3 protein-coding genes are annotated in these 2,404 nt (G+C 66.6%); all 3 read right to left on the bottom strand.

The features are described 5' to 3' along the window. A partial coding sequence (locus tag QH195_RS30675) for a proteasome accessory factor PafA2 family protein (RefSeq protein WP_280437942.1) occupies positions 1–415 on the bottom strand: 415 nt, incomplete at its 3' end. Between the two features lie 433 nt (positions 416–848). After that, positions 849–1,589, bottom strand: coding sequence for a proteasome subunit alpha (gene prcA, locus QH195_RS30670; RefSeq protein ID WP_280437941.1), 741 nt, complete (start codon positions 1,587–1,589; stop codon positions 849–851). Next, positions 1,586–2,359 (bottom strand): proteasome subunit beta, encoded by a 774-nt coding sequence (prcB, locus tag QH195_RS30665; protein ID WP_432278864.1) that lies wholly within the window; start codon positions 2,357–2,359, stop codon positions 1,586–1,588. Before prcB ends, prcA begins: the two co-directional genes overlap by 4 nt. Positions 2,360–2,404 lie beyond the last annotated feature (45 nt).

The raw sequence follows: 2,404 nt of genomic DNA, 5'->3' as shown, positions 1-2,404 counted from the left end.
CGGAGATCCGGGAGAACTCACCGGCCCGTACGACCAGGAAGTTCTCGTGGCAACCGTAGGAGTTGCCGGCCGAATCGGTGTTGTTCTTGAACAGGTAGATATCCCCGCCGATCCCCTCCTCCGCGAGGCGCTGCTCGGCGTCGATGAGCAGTTCCTCGAGCACTCGCTCCCCGGCCCGGTCGTGGGTGACCAACTGGACCAGGCTGTCGCATTCGGCGGTGGCGTACTCCGGATGCGAACCGACATCGAGGTAGAGCCGGGCGCCGTTTCGGAGGAACACATTGGAACTGCGCCCCCACGACACCACCCGGCGGAACAGATACCGGGCCACCTCGTCGGGGCTGAGCCTGCGGTGCCCGTGGAAGGTGCACGTCACACCGAATTCGGTCTCGATCCCCATAATTCGTCGCTGCACACTATCGAGATTACAGCGCGGAATGATTCCTGCGGGTGAGTGCGAAAAACGTAATGATTTTGGCTGTGTACATTGCGGCGCCTTCGGCGCCGCTGGGTTGGGGGCTCCTCGGCGTAGTGTTTCAGCACTCGGCACTCGCGGCTACACCGCATCGCAGCGAGTGCTGAAGCACGACGCGGCCCAACCCTCCGAGGGCCTCGCTGGATTCGGGCGCCGGGCGGGTGCTCGGACGACCGGGTACAGCGGTTCGGCCGGGCACTGAAGGAGACGTATCGCCAGGGGCCGGACGCGTATGGCAGTGTCCGGGTCCAGCGAAAATCGAGCCGCTTCGGCCGGTCGTCGTGGCCGTGCGTGCACGCCGGACAGCCGTACCGAATCGGTGAGCTACCGGGTCGCATCCAGATCCGACGCGCCCCGGTAGCTCGCCTTCCGGTTACTTTTCGCCGGTTTCCGGCTCCCCGTCACCCGACGGGGCGAGCAGCTGCTCGAGCGCGGCCTTGCTGATCCTGCGGAACGCCCGCCGGGGCCGGGCGTGTTCGAGGGTGGCCACCTCGAGGGACTCGACGCCGAGCGTCCGCTTCTTCTCCTTGTCGGGGCCCTCGGTCACCTGCAATGCCTCGACCGCGACCCGGATCGCACCCGACAGGTCCAGACCCGGCCGGTAGGACTCCTTCAGGGCGGTGACGATGGGTTCGGTCGTGCCGCCCATCACCACGTAATCGCGTTCGTCGACGATCGAGCCGTCGAAAGTGATCCGGTAGAGCACCGATTCCGGGTCCTGCCCGGGGTAGCTCACCTCGGCGACGCAGATCTCCACCTCGAAGGGTTTGAGCTGGTCGGTGAAGATCGATCCGAGTGTTTGCGCGTAGGCGTTGGCCAGCGCCCGGCCGGTGACATCGCGCCGGTCGTACTGGTAGCCCCGCAGGTCGGCCTGCAGGATGCCGCCGCGGCGCAGACTCTCGAATTCGTTGTACTTACCGACCGCCGCGAACCCGGTGCGGTCGTACAGTTCGCTCACCTTGTGCAGGGTGGCCGACGGATTCTCCGCCACGAACACCACACCCTCGGCGTAGGAGAGCACGACGACACTACGACCCCGGCCGATCCCTTTGCGCGCGAGCTCGGTCTTGTCGCGCATGATCTGCTCGGCGGACGCATACAGCGGCATGGTCATGCCCGTGCGCTCCCTTCTTCGGCGGCCTGGCGGTCCGCGGCGATACCGCGGGCGATCTCCTCGAGCCGGGATTCGGCCACCTCGACCGCACCCTCCTCATCGATGAGGATTGCCGTCGGATAGATACCGCGCAGCAGATCGGGACCGCCGGTCGCGGTGTCGTCGTCGGAGGCGTCCACGAGGGATTCCACGGCGATCCGCAACGCCCGGTCGGCGTCGATTCCCTTGGCGTACAGCTTCTTCAACGATGTCCTGGCGAACATCGAGCCGGAGCCGACGGCGGTGAAACCGAACCGCTCCTCGCTGCGCCCGCCGACCACGTCGTAGGAGACGATGCGCCCGGCCCGGTCCGGATCCGTGGCCTGCGGGTCGAAACCGACCAGCAGCGGCACCACGGCCAGCCCCTGCATGGCGGCCGGGAGGTTGTCGCGCACCATCTTCGACAGTTTGTTGGCCTTGCCGTCGAACGTGAGCGAAACGCCCTCGATCTTCTCGTAGTGTTCGAGTTCCACCGCGAACAATCGCACCAGTTCGATGGCCATACCCACGGTCCCGGCGATGCCGGTGGCCGAGAAGGTATCGGTGATGTGGACTTTCTCCACATCCCGGCCGGCCAGCAGATTGCCCTGGGTGGACCGCCGGTCACCGGCGATCAGCACACCGCCGCGGTAGGACACCGCGACCACGGTCGTACCGTGCGGTGCGATATCTCCCGCGGCACCGGGGCGCGGGGCGGGGCGGGGGGGGGGGGGGGGGCCGGCGTGGGAAATGTTTGTTGGGGTTAAAAATATGCGGGGGTGGGGGGAGTAGTTTGT

The organism is Nocardia carnea, assembly GCF_029868855.1.
Classification (GTDB): Bacteria; Actinomycetota; Actinomycetes; order Mycobacteriales; family Mycobacteriaceae; genus Nocardia; species Nocardia carnea_A.
This window is presented reverse-complemented; position numbering and strand designations above follow the sequence as displayed.